Annotated in this window: 20 protein-coding genes and 1 pseudogene; 6 read left to right on the forward strand and 15 right to left on the reverse strand. The window is 65.3% G+C overall.

The window, feature by feature from the left end:
* Positions 1–9: 9 nt before the first annotated feature.
* Together ACJEIK_RS20845 and ACJEIK_RS20850 are read right to left on the reverse strand one after the other, a co-directional pair.
* Positions 10–1248: a thiolase family protein gene (locus ACJEIK_RS20845; RefSeq protein WP_061010189.1), complete on the reverse strand. Its 1239-nt coding sequence runs from the start codon at positions 1246–1248 to the stop codon at positions 10–12.
* Between the two features lie 74 nt (positions 1249–1322).
* Positions 1323–2267 carry a MerR family transcriptional regulator gene (locus ACJEIK_RS20850; protein ID WP_061007115.1) on the reverse strand — a complete coding sequence of 315 codons (945 nt, stop codon included), beginning with the start codon at positions 2265–2267 and terminating at the stop codon, positions 1323–1325.
* 76 nt (positions 2268–2343) lie between these two features.
* Between ACJEIK_RS20850 and ACJEIK_RS20855 the strand changes: the two genes are divergently transcribed.
* Both ACJEIK_RS20855 and nei2 read left to right on the forward strand, forming a co-directional pair.
* Positions 2344–3315, forward strand: coding sequence for an NAD(P)H-dependent flavin oxidoreductase (locus ACJEIK_RS20855; protein ID WP_061007114.1), 972 nt, complete (start codon positions 2344–2346; stop codon positions 3313–3315).
* The gene (gene nei2 / locus ACJEIK_RS20860) at positions 3315–4115 is read left to right on the forward strand and encodes an endonuclease VIII Nei2 (RefSeq protein WP_061007113.1); all 801 of its coding nucleotides are present in this window, start codon (positions 3315–3317) and stop codon (positions 4113–4115) included. Before ACJEIK_RS20855 ends, nei2 begins: the two co-directional genes overlap by 1 nt.
* Here the strand turns inward: nei2 and ACJEIK_RS20865 are convergent.
* Entirely contained in the window at positions 4017–5162 is a 1146-nt protein-coding gene (locus tag ACJEIK_RS20865; protein ID WP_061007112.1) for an acyl-CoA desaturase, read from the reverse strand. The genes nei2 and ACJEIK_RS20865 overlap by 99 nt on opposite strands.
* Positions 5163–5200: 38 nt before the next feature.
* Positions 5201–6253 (reverse strand): ferredoxin reductase, encoded by a 1053-nt coding sequence (locus ACJEIK_RS20870; protein ID WP_061007111.1) that lies wholly within the window; start codon positions 6251–6253, stop codon positions 5201–5203.
* Between the two features lie 145 nt (positions 6254–6398).
* On the opposite strand from ACJEIK_RS20870, the gene ACJEIK_RS20875 reads away from it, so the two are divergent.
* Both ACJEIK_RS20875 and ACJEIK_RS20880 read left to right on the forward strand, forming a co-directional pair.
* Entirely contained in the window at positions 6399–7079 is a 681-nt protein-coding gene (locus ACJEIK_RS20875; protein WP_061007110.1) for a TetR family transcriptional regulator, read from the forward strand.
* 10 nt (positions 7080–7089) lie between these two features.
* Complete coding sequence (locus ACJEIK_RS20880) at positions 7090–7863, forward strand: enoyl-CoA hydratase/isomerase family protein (protein ID WP_409430212.1); 774 nt, start codon at positions 7090–7092, stop codon at positions 7861–7863.
* On the opposite strand, the gene ACJEIK_RS20885 is transcribed toward ACJEIK_RS20880, so the two are convergent.
* From ACJEIK_RS20885 to ACJEIK_RS20895, 3 genes are read right to left on the reverse strand one after another with little or no spacing between them, the layout of a single operon-like run.
* Positions 7864–8289, reverse strand: coding sequence for a hypothetical protein (locus ACJEIK_RS20885; RefSeq protein ID WP_061007108.1), 426 nt, complete (start codon positions 8287–8289; stop codon positions 7864–7866). It lies immediately after the preceding gene.
* Positions 8286–11195, reverse strand: a complete 2910-nt coding sequence (locus ACJEIK_RS20890; RefSeq protein WP_409430213.1) for an RND family transporter — start codon at positions 11193–11195, stop codon at positions 8286–8288. The genes ACJEIK_RS20885 and ACJEIK_RS20890 overlap by 4 nt, the downstream gene beginning before the upstream one ends.
* A complete protein-coding gene (locus tag ACJEIK_RS20895; RefSeq protein WP_212806646.1) occupies positions 11192–11638 on the reverse strand; it encodes an MmpS family transport accessory protein in 447 nt (148 codons plus the stop codon). Before ACJEIK_RS20895 ends, ACJEIK_RS20890 begins: the two co-directional genes overlap by 4 nt.
* Before the next feature lie 134 nt (positions 11639–11772).
* Between ACJEIK_RS20895 and ACJEIK_RS20900 the strand changes: the two genes are divergently transcribed.
* The gene (locus tag ACJEIK_RS20900; RefSeq protein ID WP_409430214.1) at positions 11773–12378 is read left to right on the forward strand and encodes a TetR family transcriptional regulator; all 606 of its coding nucleotides are present in this window, start codon (positions 11773–11775) and stop codon (positions 12376–12378) included.
* Here the strand turns inward: ACJEIK_RS20900 and ACJEIK_RS20905 are convergent.
* The 3 genes from ACJEIK_RS20905 to ACJEIK_RS20915 all read right to left on the reverse strand — a co-directional run bounded on the left by ACJEIK_RS20905 (position 12348) and on the right by ACJEIK_RS20915 (position 16195).
* Positions 12348–14564: a heavy metal translocating P-type ATPase gene (locus ACJEIK_RS20905; protein WP_409430215.1), complete on the reverse strand. Its 2217-nt coding sequence runs from the start codon at positions 14562–14564 to the stop codon at positions 12348–12350. The genes ACJEIK_RS20900 and ACJEIK_RS20905 overlap by 31 nt on opposite strands.
* A complete protein-coding gene (locus tag ACJEIK_RS20910) occupies positions 14554–14838 on the reverse strand; it encodes a DUF1490 family protein (protein ID WP_061007103.1) in 285 nt (94 codons plus the stop codon). Before ACJEIK_RS20910 ends, ACJEIK_RS20905 begins: the two co-directional genes overlap by 11 nt.
* 211 nt (positions 14839–15049) lie before the next feature.
* Positions 15050–16195, reverse strand: coding sequence for a GTP-binding protein (locus tag ACJEIK_RS20915; protein ID WP_406775028.1), 1146 nt, complete (start codon positions 16193–16195; stop codon positions 15050–15052).
* 130 nt (positions 16196–16325) lie between these two features.
* Between ACJEIK_RS20915 and ACJEIK_RS20920 the strand changes: the two genes are divergently transcribed.
* A complete protein-coding gene (locus ACJEIK_RS20920; RefSeq protein WP_409430216.1) occupies positions 16326–16871 on the forward strand; it encodes a YceI family protein in 546 nt (181 codons plus the stop codon).
* 76 nt (positions 16872–16947) lie between these two features.
* Here the strand turns inward: ACJEIK_RS20920 and ACJEIK_RS20925 are convergent, their stop codons facing one another.
* The 5 genes and pseudogenes from ACJEIK_RS20925 to ACJEIK_RS20945 all read right to left on the reverse strand — a co-directional run.
* Positions 16948–17586, reverse strand: a complete 639-nt coding sequence (locus tag ACJEIK_RS20925; protein WP_409430217.1) for an HD domain-containing protein — start codon at positions 17584–17586, stop codon at positions 16948–16950.
* A 107-nt stretch (positions 17587–17693) separates the two neighbouring features.
* Positions 17694–17960, reverse strand: a complete 267-nt coding sequence (locus tag ACJEIK_RS20930; protein ID WP_061007099.1) for a UBP-type zinc finger domain-containing protein — start codon at positions 17958–17960, stop codon at positions 17694–17696.
* 457 nt (positions 17961–18417) lie between these two features.
* Positions 18418–19905: an N-6 DNA methylase gene (locus tag ACJEIK_RS20935; RefSeq protein ID WP_409430218.1), complete on the reverse strand. Its 1488-nt coding sequence runs from the start codon at positions 19903–19905 to the stop codon at positions 18418–18420.
* A gap of 14 nt (positions 19906–19919) precedes the next feature.
* Positions 19920–20318 (reverse strand): PIN domain-containing protein, encoded by a 399-nt coding sequence (locus ACJEIK_RS20940; protein ID WP_234880727.1) that lies wholly within the window; start codon positions 20316–20318, stop codon positions 19920–19922.
* Between the two features lie 20 nt (positions 20319–20338).
* Positions 20339–20428, reverse strand: a pseudogene (locus ACJEIK_RS20945) (hypothetical protein); the annotation flags it as partial.
* Positions 20429–21127: the final 699 nt, after the last annotated feature.

Genomic DNA, 21127 nt, shown 5'->3' on the forward strand with positions numbered 1-21127 from the left:
GCGTACTCCTCAAGCAGCAGAGGGATTTTCGAGCACAATGGCAACGCCTTGACCCGATCCGACGCAGACCCCGATGGCCCCGTAGCGGACATTGCGCTCGCGCAGTTCGGTGGCCAGGGTCAGGACATACCGGGCACCGGTGGCGCCGAACGGGTGGCCGATCGCCACGGCGCCGCCGTTGGGTGTGAGCTTCTCATCGGGAACGACGAACCCGCCGAGCTGATTGGGCAGTTCCCGCAGCACACCGAGGGCCTGCGCGCTGAACGCTTCGTGGACCTCCCAGACATCGATCTGCTCAGGCGTCAGCCCGGCACGTTTGATGGCCAGAGGCAGGGCCCACGCCGGGGCGAGACCCATGAACAGCGGATCGATCCCGTACACCGCCGAGGACACGACCCGCGCCAACGGCTCGACACCGAGTTCCGCCGCGCGCTCCCCCGACGCCAGCACCAGGGCGCTGGCGCCATCGGTGAGGGGCGTCGAATTTGCCGCGGTCATCTGGGTCGTACCCGGCTGCGGTCGTAGTGCCGCCAGCTGCTCGGCCGTGGTCTCGTCGCGGATGAATTCGTCGTGTTCGAAAAGCCGCGCCGGTGCCTTCTTCGTCGCCGCGATCTCGACCGGCATGATCTCCTTGGCCAGTCGCCCGGAATCGCGGGCCGCCTTGGCATTTCGCTGCGTTCGCAGCGCGAAGGCGTCGATCTCCTCGCGCGTCAGGCCGTAACGATCGGCCACCTTCTGCGCGGTCTCGATCATGCTGATGTAGGCGTTACGCGCCAGCAGCGCGGGGTTGGGCGGGCCGCCGGCGCCGGCCCACATGGTGTCGAGCAGGATCACCGGCCCGCGCGGCGCGAACGGCGCGTCGCCTTTCATGTAGGCCCAGCCCGATCGCGACATCGATTCGACGCCGCAGGCCATACCGACACCGAGGTCGCCGGCCCTGATCGCGTGCGCGACGTTGATCGTGGCGCTCAGCGACGAACCGCAGAACCGGTTGATGGTCGTCCCGGCCACGGTGTCGGGGAATCCGGCGGCGAGCGCGGCCCAGCGCGCGACGTCGCCCATCCCCTCGTGCGCGGGATTCACGCAGCCGGCGACGACGTCCTCGATGGCGCCGAGCTCGACGCCGACACGTTCGCACGCGCCCTTCATGGTCATGCCGAGGAGGTCGTCGGTGCGGATGTGCGACAGCGAACTGCCGTACCGCGCAAATGGAGTGCGGACACCACCAAGCACAAATGCTTCTGTCATCAGCCGTCTCCCGCTCGATGTCGAGGCGAGCGTACCGCCGGCGCCGCTCCGGCAGCAGGCGATCCGTCAGCTCTCTACACCGGATGTGCGCGCAACCAGTCCAGCACCTGCTGCGCGTGCGTGTTCGGCGGGAAGATCGGGTAGAAGACGTGCTCGATGCGGCCGTCTCGGATAACCATGGTGAGCCGGGTGTAGAGACGCGGGTGCCCGTCGGCGGCGAACGTCGGGAGCCGCAGCGCGTCGGCCAGCGCGAACGTCTCATCGGACAGCATGTGGAACGGCAGCCGCAGCCGCCGCACCACTTCCGCCTGATAGTCGACGTCCTGACTGGAAAGGCCCCAGACCTCCTCTGCGCCGGCAGCTTTCAGCTCGGCGAAGTGGTCGCGGAAATCACACGCCTCTGTCGAACAGCCACGCGCTCCCGGTATCGCGTCCCACCCTTCGGGGAGATCGGTGCCCGGACGACCGGTGAGCGGGTACAGATACAGAATCGTCCGTCCCATCGGCAGGCTCCCGAGCTGGACGGGGCCACCACCGCTGGACTTCAGCGTGATATCGGGGACCCGCAGCCCGACCAGATGGTCGGCCGCGCCGTCGTTTTCGGGAACCGGAAGGCCCGCGGGAAGCGTCGTGTAGTCCGTCACCTGCTCATACTCCTTGTCGAACTCGCGGCACGCGGCAGCGTTGAGCCGCGCCGTGAGGATCTGTCTGCGCTGCGTCAACGCTGCGATGGTCTCGTCGAGAACCGCGATGCTGTCCCGATAAGCCGCAAGCGACTCGGGGCACTCGTCACTGTGCTCGTGGCCGTGGCGTAGGCAGTCGATGAACGGCCCGGCCTTCGACGGGGCGATGCCCACCGCGGCCAGCGCGCGCACCTCGCTGACGATCTGCACGTCCTCTTCGGTGTAGTCCCGGTAGCCGTTGGGGAGGCGCAACGGCTCCAGGAGGCCGAGGTCCTCGTAGTACCGCACGGCCTTGGTCGACGCGCCCGTCAGCCGGGCCAGCTCAGAAATCTGCATGGTCAATGTCCTCAGCCCAGAGGGTAAACATTGCCGCCAGGGGCAAGGTCAAATCGAGCAGTCATACAGTGAAGTCATGGCCCTGCACACCCCGCTCACCGAACTGTTCGGCATCGACCACCCGATCGTCCTGGCCCCGATGGGCGACGTATCCGGTGGCCGGCTGGCAGCTGCGGTGTCCGAGGGCGGCGGATTGGGTCTGATCGGTGGCGGCCGCGGTGACCTGACCATGCTCGCCACCGAATGCCAGCTGGCCAAGCAGGGCACCGAAAAGCCCTGGGGCGTCGGTCTACTCACGTGGGCGGTGAATCAGGAGATCATCGACTGGGTCATCGCGCAGCAGCCCGCCGCCATCATTTTGTCGTTCGGCGACCCCGCCCCGTTCGCCAAGGCCATCCACGACGCCGGTATCCCGCTGCTGGCGCAGGTGCACAGCCTCGACGAGGCCAAGCAGGCGCTCGACGCGGGAGTCCAGGCGCTGGTCGCGCAGGGCAGAGAGGCCGGGGGCCATCACGGCGGCCGGTCGACGCTGCCGTTCGTCCCCGCGGTCGTCGACCTCGCGCACGGTATCCCCGTGCTGGCGGCCGGCGGGATCGGTGACGGCCGCGGCCTGGCCGCCGCACTGACCCTCGGCGCCGCGGGCGCCATGGTCGGCACCCGATTCGAAGCCACCCACGAATCCCTGCTCAGCGCCGCCGAATCGAAAGTCATGCTCAAGGCGAAGGCGGCGGACACCACCAGCGGCCGGGCCATCGACATCGCCGCCCGACCGGTCGAAACGCGTTGGCCCGCGGAGTATCCGGCACGCACCTTGCGCAGCGTCTTCACCGACGAGTGGCAGGACCGCGACGCTGAGCTCGACGCAAATCCCAAGGCGCAACAGCAGTTCCGCGACCGAACAGCCGAGCTGGACATGGATTACGTGCCGATCTGGGCCGGCGAGGCCCTCGACCTCATCGACGACCTCGAACTGGCCGCTCCCCTGGTCCAGAAGATCGCGCATGACGCCGAACGCGCGCTGACCCGGGCTCACGCCTACATCCGCTGATGCCCGAAGGCGACACCGTCTGGCACACCGCAGCCATCCTCCGCGATGCGCTGCAGGGAAAGACGCTGACCCGCTGCGATATTCGCGTCCCGAAGTTCGCGACCGTCGATCTCACCGGCCAGACGGTCGACGAGGTCATCAGCCGCGGCAAGCACCTGTTCATCCGCACGGCCGAGGCCAGCATCCACTCGCACCTCAAGATGGAGGGCAAGTGGCAGGTCAACTCCAGGCCCCGCCGCCCCGACCACAAGACCCGGATCATTCTGGAAGCAGGCGACATTCAGGCGGTGGGATCCGAACTGGGCACCCTGGAAGTCCTCCACCGGGACCACGACGACGAACCCGTCAAACACCTCGGCCCGGATCTGCTTGGCCCGGACTGGGATCCGCACCGAGCCGCCCAGAACCTCACCCAGGACCCCGACCGGCCGCTGCACGAAGCACTACTCGACCAACGCAATCTCGCGGGCGTCGGCAACGTCTACGCCAACGAGCTGTGCTTCATTGTCGGCCGCCGTCCAACTGCCCCGGTCAGCACAGTGAAAGACCCGCTGCGCTTGGCGCAGCGGGCCCGGGACATGTTGTGGCTGAACAGAAACAGATGGAGCCGGACCACAACGGGCGATACCCGGCCCGGCCGTCAACTCTGGGTGTACGGCCGGGCCGGGCAGGCGTGTCGCAGGTGCGGGACGCTGATCGAATCAGCCGGCCGACACCGGCACGAGAACCTCGACGTCGTCGGCGACCTCGACAACCTCACGGACCGGATCACCTTCTGGTGCCCGCTTTGTCAGCCATGAGTCCGGCAGGGCCAGGCGGCAGATCTTCTTGACCACCGAGAAGAACTGCTTGTGCAGCGGGCCACTGTTGTAGGGCAGGTCGTACTTCTCGCACAGCGCCTTGACCTCCGGTGAGATTTCCGCGTAGCGGTGTGCCGGGATATCGGGGAACAGGTGGTGCTCGATCTGGAACGACAGGTTGCCGCTGAAGATGTGGAACCACTTGCCACCGGACAGGTTCGCCGAACCCAGCAGCTGCCGGTAGTACCACTGGCCGCGGGTCTCGCTCTTGGTCTCCTCGATGGAGAACTCGTGGGTGCCCTCGGGGAAGTGACCGCAGAAGATGATCGCGTACGACCACACGTTGCGCATCAGGTTCGCGGTCATGTTGCCCGCGAACACGAACGGCAGGAACGGTCCGGCCAGCAGCGGGAAGGCCACGTAGTCCTTGACGGTCTGCTTGCGGACCTTCGCCCACATCTCACGCAGCATGTCCTTCTTGTCCCGCAGGCGGATTTCACCGGTGCGGATGCGCTCGGCCTCCAGCTCGTGCAGCGCGACGCCGTACTGGAAGAACACCATCAGCAGGAAGGCGTAGACCGGGTTGCCCAGGAAGTACGGGCTCCACTTCTGGTCCTCGCTCATCCGCAGGATGCCGTAGCCGATGTCGCGGTCCATGTCGACGATGTTGGTGTAGGTGTGGTGCATGTAGTTGTGCGAGTGCCGCCACTGGTTGGACGGGCAGGCCGAATCCCATTCGAAGTTCTGGCCGCGCAGCGCCGGGTCACCCATCCAGTCGTACTGGCCGTGCATGACGTTGTGGCCGATCTCCATGTTGTCCAGGATTTTCGACAGACCGAGCATCACGGTGCCGACGGGCCAGGCCGGCGGCAGGAACAGCAGCGCGCGGCCACCGATCTCCAGCTTGCGCTGCATGGCGATGATGTTGCGGATGTAGTCGGAGTCACGGTCACCGAGGTCGGCGAGGTGGCGTTCGCGAATGGCGTCGAGCGCGCGGCCGAACTCGTCGAACTGCTCGGGGGTCATGGGGGCGGGACGTTGAGCCATGGTTCGTCTCCTTTGGGTGTGTGGGCTGGTGGGGTTGTCTAGAGGTCGATCTGGACGTCGCCGCACGGGGCGGTCACGCAGATTTCGATGTTTTCGTCGGGGGCGGTCGAGACGGCGCCGGTGATCAGGTTCTTCACGGGGCCGCTGATCTTCTTGCGGGTGCAGGTGTGGCAGATGCCCATGCGGCAGCCGTTGGTCGGGTTCAGGCCCGCGGCCTCGGCCTGCTCGAGGATCGAGCGGCCGTCGTCGACGACGTCGACCTTGCTCTCGGTGAAGGCGACGCTGCCGCCGGAGGCCTCGGTCGGGACCGCGATGACCGGGGGCACGAAGCTCTCGGACTGCGCGCCCGGCAGGAGGTCCTTTACCGCGTCGACCAGTGCCGGCGGGCCGCAGACGAACACCGCGTCGGGGTTGGGCATGGCGGCGGCCAGGTGGTCTGGGCCGAAGTGGCCGCTGAGGTCACCGCGGTTGGATCGGGTGTAGCTGTGCAGCACCTTGACCCCGGGCGTGGCCGCCAGCTCGGTGGCGTACGCGGCCTCTTCGGGGTTGCGGGCGTAGTGGATGAACGCCACCTCGCCGTCGAAGTTCTCCTCGCGCAGTGTGCGCAGCATGGAGAGCACCGGGGTGATGCCGCTGCCGCCGGAGACCAGCAGGATGCGGCGGGGACGCTGCGCGGGCAGGACGAAGTCACCACCGACGGAGTCGAGGTGAACGACCATGCCGGGCTCGGCGTGCTCGAACAGGTGGCTGGAGACCAGGCCGCCGTCGTGCAGACCGACGGTCAGCTCGATGACGGGGCTGCCCTCGGAGTTGGCCGGCGAGTAGCACCGGGTGCGGCGACGGCCGTCGATCTCGACGGTCAGGTTGATGTGCTGGCCGGCCTTGAAGCCCTGCCAGGCGTCGTTGGGCTGCAGGGTCAGGGTGACGCTGCGCGGCGTCTGCCGGCGGACCGCGACCACCTTGGCGCGGGCATCGTTGACAGTCCAGGTGCGGTCGAAAACCTCGGTGTACCGGTCCACGCCATGCGGGCCGGTGAGGATGCCAACCAGGGCGGAGCGCCGAACTCGGCGGCTCAAAGTTTCGGTGAACATGTGTACACAGTGACTGATGCCAACCGTTCGCGTCAAGGGTTAAACCGCAGGTTGTTGCCCGCATCACACGGTGAACATCCGTACGCATTTACCTCACACAAATGTTTCAGAGTTCCCGTTTACCGCGCTGTGTAAACTTTGTTCGGTGAACAGTCGTACCCCTGGTTCACGCGACCGGAGGTCCAGCCGCTCATCAAGCTCCCGCGTCCAGGACAACCTCTCGCGCGAAGAGCGCAAGGAAGCCACCCGCCGCGCCATCATCGCGGCCGCCCTCAAGCTGCTCGACGAGGACAGTTTCAGCGCGCTCAGCCTGCGCGAGGTCACCCGCGAGGCCGGCATCGTGCCTGCGGCCTTCTATCGGCACTTCGAAACCATGGACGCCCTCGGCCTGGTACTGATCGACGAGTCGTTCCGCGCCCTGCGGGAGATGCTCCGCGGCGGCCGCGCCGGGCAGCTCGACCCCAAACGCATCATCGAGTCCTCGGTCGACATCCTGTTCAGCAGCGTCGCCGAACGCCCCGAGCACTGGCGCTTCATCAGCCGCGAACGCAACAGCGGCGTCACCGCGCTGCGCTATGCGATCCGCACGGAAATCCGGTTGATCACCTCGGAGCTCGCGATCGACCTGGGCCGGCTGCCCGGGCTCACCACCTGGAGCGCCGAGGACCTCAACATCGTGGCCGGCCTGTTCGTCAACACGATGATGACCACCGCCGAATCCATCGACGACGCCAATGACGCCAAAGCACTGGACGACGTCAAACGGACCGCACGCAAGCAGTTGCGCATGATCGCCGTCGGCGTGGCCGGGTGGCACAGCGGCTAACGTCAGGCGCATGACAACGCTGTCGCTCGCCTATCCCCGCCCCGAGATCGCGGTCCTCACCCTGAACCGGCCGGAAAAACTCAACGCCCTGAACTTCGACCTCGTCGAAGCGCTGCACAGCACCCTCGAGGACATCCACCGCAACAACGAGTGCCGCGTCGTCGTACTCACCGGCGCCGGCCGCGGATTCTGTTCCGGCCTGGACCTTTCCGACCCCAACCCGCCGGAAGCCGGTGGCGGACTGGAATTTCCGCGGTCGGGCATGCGCTGGCAGGAACGTATCGCCGAGCTGACCACCCGAATCCAGAATCTGCGCCAGCCAGTGATCGCCGCGGTCAACGGGCCCGCATACGGCGGCGGCTTCGCCGTCGCGCTGGCCGCCGACATCCGCCTCGCGGGACCCGGCGCACGGTTCTGCACCCAGTTCATCAAGCTGGGCATCGGCGGCTGCGACATCGGGGTGAGCTACACGCTCCCCCGGATCGTCGGCGCGGGGCAGGCGTTCGATCTGATTCTCACGGCCCGGACGGTCGAGGCCGACGAGGCGCTGCGCCTGGGGCTGGTCTCGCGCCTGTCGGCGGACGACGTCGTCGCCGACGCCCTGGCTATCGCCGAAACCCTGTGCAGCTACGGGAAATTCGGTGTCGAGTCGACCAAGCAGGTGCTGTGGGCCAACCTCGAGGCCCCCAGTCTGCAGGCCGCTCTCCACGTCGAGAACCGCAGCCAGATTCTCGCCACCTCCACCCAAATCGATTTGGCGGCAAAGGCTTTCGGCCCCCGGTAGCTAGGGCACGCGCTTCTTCAATCGCGCCACCCGGTGCAGCTGACCGAAGATGTTGAGCGAGGTGAGCATCGGGATGCCGCCGATGAAAGTGCGGAACGACGGATGGCCGCCGTGGACCTGGAGTTCATACATACAGCCGACCACGTAGAAGAAGCCCATGGTGAACAGCAGCGCGGGGATCGCATAGGCGAGCGGCGAGCCGGCGTCGGACACCAGCTCCTTCGCGTAGTCGATCTCGTCCTGCGACATCGGTTGGCCCTCGCGCACTTTGACCAGTACGGCTTTGTGGGCGCCCACCTGTTCACCCAGTGCGGCGGGTGGCCGCCGCTCCAGCCCGCGGATGTACACGAAGACGCATGCGAGACAGATCAGTGCCATCAGCCCGGCGAGGATGGTCAGGCCGCCCCACAGTTCGATGCCCGTCATGCGTCTCCTCCATGCCGTCGCGCACCTGCACCCGATCCCGTGACCGCAGGATCGCCGTCTTCCCACAACAGCAGTTGGCGCACGGCCGAGCGGGATCCGTAGGGCTGCAGCATCTGGCTGGCGGGGCGCGGCCGCACCTTCAGCGGCCACCAGAACCACCGTCCGAGCAGCGCCGCGATGGCCGGTGTCATGAACGACCGCACGATCAACGTGTCGAACAGCAGACCGAGGGCGATGGTCGTGCCGATCTGGCCGAGGACCCGAAGGTCGGCGAACACGAAGGACGCCATGGTGGCGGCGAACACCAGCCCGGCCGAGGTCACCACCGCGCCGGACCCTGCCATCGCCCGGATGATGCCGGTGTTGATGCCGGCGTGGATCTCTTCCTTGAACCGCGACACCAGCAGCAGGTTGTAGTCCGAGCCCACCGCCAACAGCAGAATGACGGCCAGTGCCAACACGATCCAGTACAGCTCGATACCGAAGATGTCCTGCCAGATCAACACGGAGAGTCCGAACGAGGCGCCCAACGACAGCGCCACGGTACCGACGATGATGACGGCCGCAACGATGCTTCGGGTGATGAACATCATCACCAGCAGGATCAGGCTCAGCGCGGCGATACCGGCGATCATGAGGTCGTATTTGGCGCCGTCCTGAATGTCCTTGTAGGTGGCCGCAGTCCCCGCGAGATAGATCTTCGACCCGCCCAGCGGCGTGCCCTTGACAGCCTGTTGCGCGGCATGCCTGATCTCGGCGATGTGCGAAATGCCCTCGGGCGTCGCGGGATCGCCGTCGTGCGTGATGATCATCCGGGCGGCCTTGCCGTCCGGCGACATGAACAGCTTCATCCCGCGCTGGAACTCGGGGTTGGTGAACGCCTCCGGCGGGAGATAGAAGGAGTCGTCGGTTTTCGACGCGTCGTATGCCTGGCCCAGCGCGGTGGCGTTCTGCAGCGATGCGGCAGCCTGGTCGTTGAGACCCTTGTTCGTGGCGTAGTTCGTCATCGTCAGTTCGCGGTTGGTCTGCTGGCTGGCGATCTGCGGTGGGATCAGCGCGAGCAACTTCGGCTGCAGCGCATCGAGTTTGGCGATGCTCCCCGCGACGTCATTCAGTTGGTCGGTCAGGTCGTCGATGCCGTCGAGCGCGTCGAATATGGACCGCAAGGCAGCGCAGACGGGGATGTCGTAGCAGTGCGGCTCCCAGTAGAAGTAGTTGCGCAGCGGGCGGAAGAAGTCGTCGAAGTTGGCGATCTTGTCACGCAGGTCCTGGGCGGTCGCGACCGTCTGCTGAAATGCCGTGGCCTGCTCGTGCGTGATGCCGCTCGACTGCTGTTGCAGCGAATACTGCTGTCGCAGAATGTCGATCGAATTGTTGATCACCTCGACCTGCTTGAGCAGGTCGGCGCTGCGCGCCTGCTGGAAGGGCAGGTTGTTGATCTGCCCGGCGTTTCCGGCACTGATCAGGAACGGTATCGACGAGTGGTCCAGCGGCGTCCCCAATGGCCGGGTGATCGACTGCACCTGAGCGATGCCGTCGGTGTGGAACACCGCTTTCGCGACGCGCTCGAGCAGGATCATGTCGGTGGAGTTGCGCAGGTCGTGGTCGGCTTCGATCATCAGCAGCTCGGGATTGAGCCGGGCCTGCGAGAAGTGTCGTTCGGCCGCGGCGTAGCCGATGTTGGCGGGCGCATCGGCGGGCATGTACGGGCGGGTGTCGTAACTCGTCTTGTAGCCGGGCAGGGCGATCAGGCCGATGAGGGCCACCGCGACGGTCGCGACCAGGATGGGGCCGGGCCAGCGCACGACGGCGGTACCGATGCGCCGCCAGCCTTGCGTCTGCAGCTGACGCACGGGTTCGAAGAGGCCGAAGTGCCGGCCGATGCACAGCAGCGCGGGCGCGAGCGTCAACGCGGCCACCACGGCGACGAGAACACCTGTGCCGGCCGGAATTCCGAGGCTCTCGAAGTAGGGCAACCGGGTGAAAGTCAGGCAGAACACCGCCCCGGCAATGGTCAGGCCCGACCCCAGGATGATGTGAGAGGTACCGCGGTACATGGTGTGGTAGGCGGAGATCCGGTCTTCTCCCGCATAGCGGGCCTCGTGGAAGCGGCCGAGGAGGAAGATCGCGTAATCGGTGCCGGCGGCAATGACCAAGAGTGTCAAGAGGTTCGTCGAGTACGTCGACAGCTCGATGATGCCGGCGTTGGCGAGCACCGCGACGACACCGCGCGATGCGGTCAGCTCGATCATCACCGTGAAGATCACCATGATCACCGTCGTGACACGGCGGTAGAGCGAGAACAGCATCACCATGATGACCCCGATGGTGATCAGCGTGGTCTTCAGCGTGCCGTGCCGGCCCACTTCGAACTGGTCGGTGATCAGGGGCGCGGCGCCGGTGAGAAATACCTTCAAACCTGCTGGCGGCGGCGTGGTTTCGATGATCCGGCGGACGGAGTCGACGGACTCGTTGGCCAGCGACTCACCCTGGTTGCCGGCGAGATACACCTGAACCAATGCGGCCTTGCCGTCGGCGCTCTGTGAACCGGCCGCCGTCAGCGGGTCACCCCAGAAGTTCTGCACGTGCTGGACGTGTTTGGTGTCGGCGGTGAGCTTGTCGATCAGGCCGTCGTAGTAGTGGTGCGCGGCGGCGCCCAATGGCTGATCGCCCTCCAGGACGATCATGGCCGAGCTGTCGGAGTCGAACTCGTGGAACACCTTGCCGATCTGTTTGGCCGCCTGCAGCGACGGCGCGTCCGTCGGGCTCAGTGACACGTTGTGCGACTCGGCCACGGTCTCGAGTTGCGGCACAAAGACGTTCGTGACCACGGCCAGGCCCAGCCAGAAGAAGGCGATCAGCACCGAGTATCGGCGGATGAAGTCGGGTACGCGGCCCGCGCTCATCCTGATTTGTCCAGACAGTAGGTGAAGGCGTGCACGGTGTTGACCGTTCTCTCGTCCTTGACGGCGTCATCGATGGTGATGCGGCAGCCGATCGAGTCGTTGTCGCCCTGGGCCTGGAGATTGACGAACACCGCGGGCTGCGTGGTGGTCGTGTCGTAGGTCCACGGCAACGTGACGGCGTCGGCGCGCTGCGGTTGGGCATTGACGTCCAGGTAGGTGACGGTGGCGACCGTTCCCGGCGGCCCGTACACCTCCATCACCACGTGCTTGGGGTTGAAGGGCACGATGTCGTTCACCGCGCCACTCGGCGTCGAGGTGACGTCATGCGAGGCGAAGATGCCCTGCAGCCGGTACACCGCGAACCCGGCGACCACGACCACCATCACGGCCACCACGTACATCCAGTGCTGACCGAGCCGGCGTCTGATCGAAAGTCGCTGCATCCGTGAACCTTTCGCACGGGCGAACTGCGCGGAACGTCTCTACTTCCTGGTTCATCAACGGGGTTGACGGTATGACATTAACCCCGCCGGGGCTATAATTCAACACGTAAAGAATTCTGTGAGTGGGGAGTCGAATGACGCAGCGACCTACCCGCGGTGGACGTCGCCCGGGACCCAACGAGACCCGTGAGGCGATCGAGCAGACCGCGCGAAAGCTGTTCGCGGAACTCGGATACGAGCGGACGTCCCTGCGGCAGGTCGCGTTGCAGGCCGGCGTCGACCCCGCGCTGGTCAGCCACTTCTACGGCAAGAAGTGGGATCTGTTCCTCGCCGTGGTCGAATTACCGGTCGAACCCGCCGTGGTCATCGGCCGGGTACTCGACGGCGACAAGGACGAGGCCGGCCTGCGACTGGCGACGTTCATTCTCAACGCCCTGGAGGATGAAGTCAGCAGGCGGCCCATGATCGGCATGGTGCGCGCCGCCACCTCCGAGCCGGAGGCGGCAAAGCTGGTGCGAGATTTCCTGGCGCGCAACATCATTGCGCCGATTGCTGAAGGCCTGGGGTCCGCGGATGCCGAGTACCGCGCCGCCCTGGTGATGTCGCAGGTCAACGGTTTCGCGCTGGCGCGCTATGTCTTCGGGCTCGAACCGCTGGTCAACCGCTCGAACGAACAACTCGCCGCCGACCTCGGCGTGACGCTACAGCGTTATCTGCTCGGTGAGCTCGCGCCGGACTGAGCCAGCTCATGGCGGATTAGGCGCGAGCTGTTGGTGACAACGGCGACGGACGACGCGTTGTGCAGGATCGCGGCCAGGACCGGGGACAGCCCGCCGACCGCTCCGAGTAGCAGCCCGACGGCGTTCACCGCGATCGACATGGCGTAGTTCTGCCGGATCACCCCGACCGCATGGTCGCTGAGCCCTCGGACGTCGAGCAACCGTCGCAGGTCGTCTGTCGACAGTGCCACGTCTGCGGTCTCGACGGCGACGTCGGTGCCGGCCAATCCCATTGCGATACCGATGTCCGCCGCGGCCAGTGCGGGTGCGTCGTTGACCCCGTCCCCCACCACCGCAACGGTGTAACCCTCGTCATGGAGAGTGCGCACCAGCGCGAGTTTGTCCTCGGGCAGCGCGTTGGCCTTCCATTCCGTGATGCCGAGTTCGGCGGCGACTGCCTGCGCGGTCTCGGCGTGATCGCCGGTGAGCATGACGATCCGGCGCACCCCCGAGGACCGCAGGCGCGCAAGCACTTCCGCCGCTTCGGGGCGCACCTCGTCGCGAAGGCTGATCAAACCCACCAGTTCGCCGTCGACGGCGAGCAGTAGCGGCGTCTCGGCCTGACGGCGCAGGCGCTGCACCCACTCATCGGATTCGCCGCACACGGTGACATTCTCCCGATCCAGGAGCGACGGGCTACCGAGCAGCAACGTGCGGCCGTCGGCGCGGGTCCGCATGCCCAGACCGACGAGCACCTCGCACTCCTCGTGCGGCGGAATCACGATGTGTTTGTCTTCGGTCGAACGGATCACCGCCTCGGCCAACGGATGCCGTGAGTGAATCTCCGAACTCGCCGCGTACGCAAGAATTTCCTCGGGAGTCCAACTCTCCTGAAAAGAGACAATGTTGGTGACAATGTGCCGGCCGAGAGTCAGGGTGCCGGTCTTGTCGAAGACCACGGCGTCGGCCCGGCCGGCCGCTTCCAGGTGCGAACCACCTTTGATCAGAATGCCGCGCCGGGCGCCGTTGCCGATCGCCGCACTGATCGCGGTCGGGGTGGCCAGCCCCACCGCGCACGGGCATGCCACCAGCAGCATGGTCATCGCCCGGCGTACATCGCCGGTGACGAGGAACGTCGCCGTTGCCAGAACAAATGAGGCGGGCACGAAGCGACGGGAGAAGTTCTCGCCCACCGTCTGGATCGGTGCCCGATCACGTTGCGCCTCTTCGACTCTCGCCACGATGCGGCCCAGCACGGTGTGACTGCCCACCGCCCGGGCCCGCACGACCACACGGCCCCGCACGACCACTGATCCGGCGTGTACGGCCGCACCCGGCGCCACGGTCACGGGCAGGGTCTCGCCGGTGATGGCCGACTGGTCGACGATCGCCTCGCCCGCGACGACGTCACCGTCGACGGGAATCGCGACCTGCTCATGAACGACGACCAGATCGCCGATCCGTAGCGCTTCGGCGTTGACCTGCACTTCGGTGCCGTCGTCCAACTGCACCCACGCGGTGTCCTGAACGCCGCGCAGCAGGTCCGCGATGGCTCGACGCGTACGACGCAGCGTCAGATCCTGAAGGTATTCACCAATGTTCAGCAGCCACAGCACCGTGAGTGCGACGACGTTCTCGCGCAGAACCAGACTCGCTATGGTCGCCGCGGACACCAGCAGATCAGTGCCGGGCGACTTGCCGCCGCGCAGCGCGCGCAGCGCCCCGCGCAGGAACGGGTATCCGGTGACGATGGTCGCGCCGGTCGCGAATGTCCGCGCGGCCGGCCCGAGCAGCCGCGGCCGGGACAGCCCGTAGCGACGGACTCCCAAGAGCGCCAGAGCCAACGCCCCGAGCACCATCCGCAGTACTTCGGCATTGTGAATATCGGCCGAACGCGGCGAGCGGGCGGGGACCAGCTGGGCCGGGGTGGCTTGCGCGGCCCGGATCGCAGTCAGCAGCTCCGCGGTATCGCAGCGCTGCGGCGAGTACCAGATCACCACCGACGCCGTGCGCGGGTACGCGTGGACGGTTCTGACGCCACCGACCTTGTCGACGGCGTCTTCGATCGCCACCGCTCGGACGGCGTCACCCCGCAGCCACGGGGCATGAACCCGAATCCGCCCCGCCGCAACGGATATCACCGCAAGCTCGGCGTCGGCATCGATGCTGGGCGCATCGGCCACGTCGGTCAGCACATCAGTGGTCATGGGAATGTTCGGCGTCGGCCACCGACGGCGGGGGCACTTCTTCGCCGATCCGCTCGCGCGCCTCGGCCATCACGTCGGCGACCTTCAGCCGGGCGTTCTCCGCGGCTTCCTCGGCTTTGCGCGTGCCGCGCAGCGCCCACGCTGCGGTGGTGACACTGGCTTCGTGGACCGGCGCCGCGCGCAGCGCCTTCCGCAGCACATCGTATGCCGCCACGCCGATGACGCCGGTGGCCACGGTCCGGGTGGCCTTGATCAGTGCTGGGTGAATCGACATCGGGCGGTACCTCTCGTCGTGTGATGTGTTGTTCAGTTCCGGTTTTCGGGCGTTCCGCAACGGAGCGGCATCAGTCGCGGTCGCGATCGGCGGATCAGGCCGGCGCCGCGGACACATGTCATACCGACCAACGTAATGCCTGACATCGGTGCTGTGGTGGGCTTGCACCAGTTGACGCGCCGGTAAGCACGGCAGCCGCGCCGCGACGCACTCAGACGTGGCTGTGCGCGGCGGTCCAGGCCGGCAGCGGGTCCGCATAACGCAGCCAGGCACTCGTGCCGGCCGCCATTTCGTCGTCGGTGAGGAGCGCTGAGTCGAGAAGTGCTCGTACCGAGCTGGTTTCGAGGCGGATACCGATGAAGACGATCTCCTGACCGGGATCTATGTCGGTACTCGTCCAGTACTGCGCGGGCTCGATCGTGAGATTGGGGCCGGCCTGCGACCAGATGGCGGCGATGTTCGGGCGGGTCGCGATCCAGCAGAAACCCTTGCTGCGCAACAGGCCTCGCACCTGATCGAGGGCCGCGGCGAGACGCTGCGGATGGAACGGGCGAGCAGCACGGAACGTCATGCTGCTGATGCCGTATTCCTCGGTTTCGGGAGTGTGCCCATTGGCGATCTCCTCGTCCCACCCGGGCGCTTCCGCGGCCAGTTCCGGATCGAACAACCCGGTGTCCAGAACGGTTGCCAGCGGGACGATCCCGTGCTCGGTGTGCTCGATCCGCGCGGTGGGGTTGAGGCGCCGCACGACGGCCTCGACGGTCGCAATCGTCTTCGCGCTCACCAGGTCGGTCTTGTTGACGAGGATGACGTCGGCGAACTCGACCTGATCGACCAGCAGATCGGCGATGTTGCGGCCGTCGCCGTCGGCCACCGCCAGGTTCCGGTCGGCCAGCGCCTCCCCGCGCGCCAATTCCGGCAGGAAGGTGCACGCATCGATGACGGTGACCATGGTGTCGAGTCGGGCCAGCTCGGACAGGATGAAACCGTCCTCGAACTCCCAACTGAAGGTCGCCGCCACCGGCATCGGCTCGGAGATGCCCGTCGATTCGATCACGATCTGGTCGAATCGGTTCTGCCGGGCCAGATCCGCGACCGCGGTGATGAGGTCTTCACGCAGGGTGCAGCAGATGCATCCATTGGTGAGCTCGACGAGCTTCTCTTCGGTCCGGTCGAGATGCCCCTGCCCCGCGATGAGCGCCGCGTCGATGTTCACCTCGCTCATGTCATTGACGATCACCGCCACCCGGCGCCCCTCCCGGTTGGCGAGGATGTGGTTGAGCAGCGTCGTCTTGCCTGCTCCCAGGAAGCCCGAAAGCACGGTCACCGGGATGAGGTCAGCTGAGGTCGAGGACATGACCTTAACGATAATCATTTTCATTAAGGAATGCGAGTCGATGGCCGGAATAATCCGGACTGCGGTCCGGTTGGGCAGTGCAGAGTCCGGACGAGCCGGTGCTCACACACGAGAGACAAAGGACAGGCACATGACCACCGCAACCGCTCCCCTCAGCGTCGGCACCTGGGCGATCGACACCGCCCACTCGACAGTCGAGTTCTCGGTACGCCACCTGATGGTCAGCAAGGTCCGCGGGAAGTTCGAGAACTTCAGTGGCACCATCACCGTCGACACGGACGGCACGCCGTCGGTCACCGCCGAGATCGATGTGACATCGCTCAACACCGGCAACGAACAGCGCGACGGCCACGTGAAGTCGGCAGACTTCTTCGACGCCGAGAACCACCCCGTCGCGACCTTCGTCTCGACCGCCGTGCGGCCCAACGGCTCGTCGTACCTTCTCGACGGCAACCTGACCATCAAGGGCAACACCCGCCCGGTCACCCTGAACCTGGAATTCAACGGCGTGAGCCCCGGCATGGGCAACGGCGAGGTCTCCGGCTACGAAGCGTCAGTTGTCATCAACCGCAAGGACTTCGGCGTCGACCTCGACCTGCCGATGGAGACCGGTGGCGCCGTCGTCGGCGACAAGGTGACCATCACCCTCGACATCGAGGCCGTCAAGCAGGCCTGATCGAAGAGACGACGCCGGGCCGGGTTTTCCCCTGCCTGTCGCCCGGCCCGGCGTTGTCCATCGCCATCATTTGCGTTCATTCCGGCCAGGCGTTGCCCTGAATGAGGTCAACCATGTCGATGCGTTCGAACGACGGGTCGAAGTGCGCCAGCACGTCGTCGTTCATCGTCCCGAACGTGGTGAGCGGACGATCGACCATGCCGGCGTTGAACGCCCGCAGGATGCGGTTCTTGAAATCGGGGCGCGGATGGGCGGCTACCACCTCGGCGCGCTGCCGGTCGCTGATCTCGTCGAGCCCCAGACCGATGACGTCGGTTTCGACGCCCATGATGACCACCGCGATCTCGGGCGCCAGGTGATGCGGGACCTCCGGCGTGGTGTGCAGCGCGATCGCCAACCACACGTTCGTCGCTTCCTGCTCGCTACGGCCGAAGTCCAGCAACAGTTTTCGAGCCAAGTCGGCGCCGTCGATCTCGAACCGCTGATGCTTGGTGCCGTACTCCGTCGTGAGGCCCAGGTCGTGGAACATGCCGCCCACGTAGGCAAGTTCCGGGTCGACATCGAGGCCGCGCGCAGCGGCCTTCAACGATCCCCACAGGAACACCCGGCGGGAGTGGTTGAACAAGGTGTCGTCGGTCGCCTTCCGGACGATCGAGGTGGCCTCCCGGACCAGCTCGGTATCCGGAATCGTCACTCCTGCAATGACTTCGGTCATGATCGTCAACCTTCCATCGGACTAAATTGGATACATTCCATTTTGTCCGCGGATCGACCAGACTTACAGGGCGCGCAATGCCACGCATCCCACAGATCAGGACATGATCAGACGTACTTCTCGTGCACGTAGCACCACCGCCAGTTCTCACCCGGCTCGAAGGACTGCACAATCTCGTGCCCCGGCGTCTGCGCGTGCGCACTCGCGTGTTTCATCGGCGACGAATCGCAACAGCCCACATGCCCGCACGTCAGACACAACCGCAGGTGCACCCAGCGGGTGCCGGCCGCAATGCAGTCCTGGCAGCCCTTGGTGGTCTGCGGGGTGACCAGGCGGACGTTCTTCAAGTGCGAGTCGCCGAAGATGGATGCCACGGCCGCGCCCTCCTCCGACTGTCGACGCTTACGGTAGCGCACCCGCGATCAATCCACCGTAGCGCGCGAAAGTCCATCCGCTTCGTCGAGATACGCTCAGGACGCTGCCAGGGCTGCAGCGACTGCGCGCGAGTATCTTGGTTGAGCTTCACGTCATCTCCGCGTGGACCGCACGCGCCGTTGCGTTTGCCTGAATCAGGGTCGTCGCCAGCTTTATTACGAGCTTCTCCGCCACCCCATTCCGGTCGGGTTGGCAGACTTCCTTGTCTTTGGGCAGCGGCCCACGCTTCCCTCCCAGCAACACCGTCACCACCCTGCTGGTCTGGTCACGATAACGCCGACAACACCAATACCGCGCCCGACAATCCCACTACAAGCGACGCGAATACCACGGATCACGATCTAACAGCCGCGTGCCCGACAACTCATCGAGAAGCAACAAGCACACGCACCGTGCTTACAGAGCCTCGCCGCCGGCCGAAGCTTCGAGGGCCGAGGCCACTGCCTCGAACTCTGCGAGCGCCGCCGTCAAGTCTTCAACGATTTCCCTGGCAATCACCTCAGGCGCCGGAAGGTTGTCCGCGTCCTCAAGTGACTCGTCGCGCAACCAAGTGATATCGAGGTTGACCTTGTCGCGGGCGAGGAGATCGTCGTAGGAGTACGCGTGCCAGCGAGTGGATTCGACCCGCTCGTCGCGGGGTTTGCCCGACAGATATGACTCGACGAAGTCATCAAGGTGGCTGCGCCGCAACGGATTCTGCTTGAGCGTGAAGTGCTGGTTGGTACGCAGGTCGTACACCCAGAGCTTACTGGTCCACGGGTGCTCCGACGCTGGCTTCTTGTCGAAGAACAGCACGTTGGCCTTCACGCCCTGAGCGTAGAAAATACCTGTCGGCAGTCGCAGCATGGTGTGAAGGTCGAAGTCTGCCAGGAGTTTCCGGCGCAGTGTTTCCCCTGCGCCGCCTTCAAACAACACATTGTCAGGCAGGACAACCGCCGCGCGGCCATTTATATCCAAGATCGTCATGATGTGTTGCAGGAAGTTGAGCTGCTTGTTGCTCGTAGTGACGACGAAGTCTTGACGCTCGATTTCGATATCGTCGCGAACCTCGCGTCCGTCCGCGCCAATCATCGTCAGCGACGACTTGCGCCCGAACGGAGGGTTGGATAGCACGACCGACCACCGACGGCCCGGGTCAGCGATCAACGCGTCACGCACCTCAATCAGCGACGCGCCATCCGCAGCGCCGATACCGTGCAACAGCAGATTCATCGCAGCCAACCGGGCAGTACCATCAACGAGTTCGTAGCCGGCGACTAAGCTATCGCGAAGATGAGCCCGCTGCGTCGGCGTGAGCTTACCCGCCGCTTCGGCTACGTGTTCGTGCGCGACAAGGAGGAATCCGCCTGTGCCGCATGCAGGATCGACGACGGTGTCTGCCACTGAAGGATCGATGACGTCGACGATAGCGCGGATGAGATCACGTGGCGTGAAGTACTGTCCGGCGCCAGAACCCTTGTCTGAGGCACCCTTGGCAAGCAACTCCTCATATGCGTCGCCTTTGAGGTCCGTACCCGATGCGGACCAGTTCTCTTTGTCGATGAGGTCAACAATCAGTCGCTTGAGCTTGGCTGGATCCTGAATCCGGTTCTGGGCCTTGCGGTAGATGGTGCCCAATGTTCCTGGCTGCTGACCGAGCCCGACGAGAATCTTGGTGTACTCGACTTCGAGATCGGTTCCCTCGGCATCAAGGAGCTTCTGCCAGGAGAACTCGTTGGGAACGATCTTCTGCGGGTTTAGTCTCCGCGTCGCCCGCTCGTGCGCCATTTTCAGGAACAGCAGGTACGTGAGCTGCTCGGTGTACTCGATGACACCAACGCCGTCGTCGCGCAGCACATTGCAGTACGACCACAGCTTGTCGACGAGGCGACGCGATTCAGACATGCGTTCCTTCGAAATCAGTTGAGAACATTGAGGTTTGGAGCACCCTGAAAAATTGCGTCTCCAGATAACAGCTCGAAGTGCTTGGCGATGGCGCAAGCTGCGATCCAGCGATCAGCAGTGTGAATCTTGTCGTGGAGCGGATGACCCTCGGCGCGGCAATCTGCTGAGAGCGCGGCATACGCCCCGACTACGTCGACATCTGCATAGATCGTCGGCGTGCGTTGAAGCACTTCGAGCAGACGCACCATCCGGGCAGCGCCCCAATTCGCTTGGCGGGCACCGCTGAGGACCTCGCCTTGAGTCTGAAAGGAAATGACCGTGGGCCGCCCCGCCAAGACGTCACGCCATTCCTGCGCGCGCGAATCGGCAGCTACTGGATTGACGTAGACACGACTAAACACATCGGTATCCACGACCGTCGCTCCCGGCCGGCTCATGAGCGAATTGCCTGAAGGAAAGCGGCCCATTCCTCGTCTGTGGGGTCAACACCGCCGTTCGGATCCGGCCCGGGAGCACTCGCAAGAATTTCGTCCGGAGAAACGACGTCGCGCCGCCGAAACTCGGCGACCGGATCGACTGTTTCGTGTACCCGTGCGTCATCCAAGACCACTACCCGTCCAGACGGACTGAGCATTGCCAGGCCCTCGGCATAAACCCATTGTCCGACGAGCCGCGCAGCAGCTGCGTCATCGGCGACGCGGCGCAATTCGACTGTGTTGCCGACGTCGTCGCGGAGTCGGAACTTGTGGGAATGCAGGTCCACCTTCTCGAGCCGCCCAGCCGCAGTGCCGGCGCCACCAGCAGTCTGTCGGGTCGTTGCCCAAGTCTCGGGATGGGCGTTTGAGGCCTCGATACGAATGTCCCCGCGGGACGGCGAGGCTACGACGACGGTGTCTGCGGCAGCCCTCATCGCGAGAGTCAGCTTGCCTGCCGACTCGGCGATCAATTCACTGACCCAGTCCGGCCGATGGTCGGTGCTGATCGCCGTCAGTACCTCCCAGAACCTGTCGTCGGCATCGGCCAGCCCGGGAACCTCGACGTCGAGCTTGTCGGTCGGTCCCTTGCTGAACTGGAGCACCGTGCTCCCCTGCTGAATGGCGCCCAACCGCAGTTCGGCGAACTCCTCCACGTACTGCTTGGATCGCCCAGGGCCAGCCGCGTCTGCTGCATCACGGCTGAGTCTGGTGACCAACTCCTGCAGCGCAGCCGATATGGCGCTCAG

Source organism: Mycobacterium sp. SMC-16, assembly GCF_046250085.1.
Classification (GTDB): Bacteria; Actinomycetota; Actinomycetes; order Mycobacteriales; family Mycobacteriaceae; genus Mycobacterium; species Mycobacterium phocaicum.

What these genes read in the sequence shown, in the direction of transcription:
- ACJEIK_RS20845 (WP_061010189.1), bottom strand. Translation starts at nt 1,248, where the DNA reads ATGACAGAAGCATTTGTGCTTGGTGGTGTCCGCACTCCATTTGCGCGG.
- ACJEIK_RS20850 (WP_061007115.1), bottom strand. Translation starts at nt 2,267, where the DNA reads ATGCAGATTTCTGAGCTGGCCCGGCTGACGGGCGCGTCGACCAAGGCC.
- ACJEIK_RS20855 (WP_061007114.1), top strand. Translation starts at nt 2,344, where the DNA reads ATGGCCCTGCACACCCCGCTCACCGAACTGTTCGGCATCGACCACCCG.
- nei2 (WP_061007113.1), top strand. Translation starts at nt 3,315, where the DNA reads ATGCCCGAAGGCGACACCGTCTGGCACACCGCAGCCATCCTCCGCGAT.
- ACJEIK_RS20865 (WP_061007112.1), bottom strand. Translation starts at nt 5,162, where the DNA reads ATGGCTCAACGTCCCGCCCCCATGACCCCCGAGCAGTTCGACGAGTTC.
- ACJEIK_RS20870 (WP_061007111.1), bottom strand. Translation starts at nt 6,253, where the DNA reads ATGTTCACCGAAACTTTGAGCCGCCGAGTTCGGCGCTCCGCCCTGGTT.
- ACJEIK_RS20880 (WP_409430212.1), top strand. Translation starts at nt 7,090, where the DNA reads ATGACAACGCTGTCGCTCGCCTATCCCCGCCCCGAGATCGCGGTCCTC.
- ACJEIK_RS20885 (WP_061007108.1), bottom strand. Translation starts at nt 8,289, where the DNA reads ATGACGGGCATCGAACTGTGGGGCGGCCTGACCATCCTCGCCGGGCTG.
- ACJEIK_RS20890 (WP_409430213.1), bottom strand. Translation starts at nt 11,195, where the DNA reads ATGAGCGCGGGCCGCGTACCCGACTTCATCCGCCGATACTCGGTGCTG.
- ACJEIK_RS20895 (WP_212806646.1), bottom strand. Translation starts at nt 11,638, where the DNA reads ATGCAGCGACTTTCGATCAGACGCCGGCTCGGTCAGCACTGGATGTAC.
- ACJEIK_RS20900 (WP_409430214.1), top strand. Translation starts at nt 11,773, where the DNA reads ATGACGCAGCGACCTACCCGCGGTGGACGTCGCCCGGGACCCAACGAG.
- ACJEIK_RS20905 (WP_409430215.1), bottom strand. Translation starts at nt 14,564, where the DNA reads ATGACCACTGATGTGCTGACCGACGTGGCCGATGCGCCCAGCATCGAT.
- ACJEIK_RS20910 (WP_061007103.1), bottom strand. Translation starts at nt 14,838, where the DNA reads ATGTCGATTCACCCAGCACTGATCAAGGCCACCCGGACCGTGGCCACC.
- ACJEIK_RS20915 (WP_406775028.1), bottom strand. Translation starts at nt 16,195, where the DNA reads ATGTCCTCGACCTCAGCTGACCTCATCCCGGTGACCGTGCTTTCGGGC.
- ACJEIK_RS20920 (WP_409430216.1), top strand. Translation starts at nt 16,326, where the DNA reads ATGACCACCGCAACCGCTCCCCTCAGCGTCGGCACCTGGGCGATCGAC.
- ACJEIK_RS20925 (WP_409430217.1), bottom strand. Translation starts at nt 17,586, where the DNA reads ATGACCGAAGTCATTGCAGGAGTGACGATTCCGGATACCGAGCTGGTC.
- ACJEIK_RS20935 (WP_409430218.1), bottom strand. Translation starts at nt 19,905, where the DNA reads ATGTCTGAATCGCGTCGCCTCGTCGACAAGCTGTGGTCGTACTGCAAT.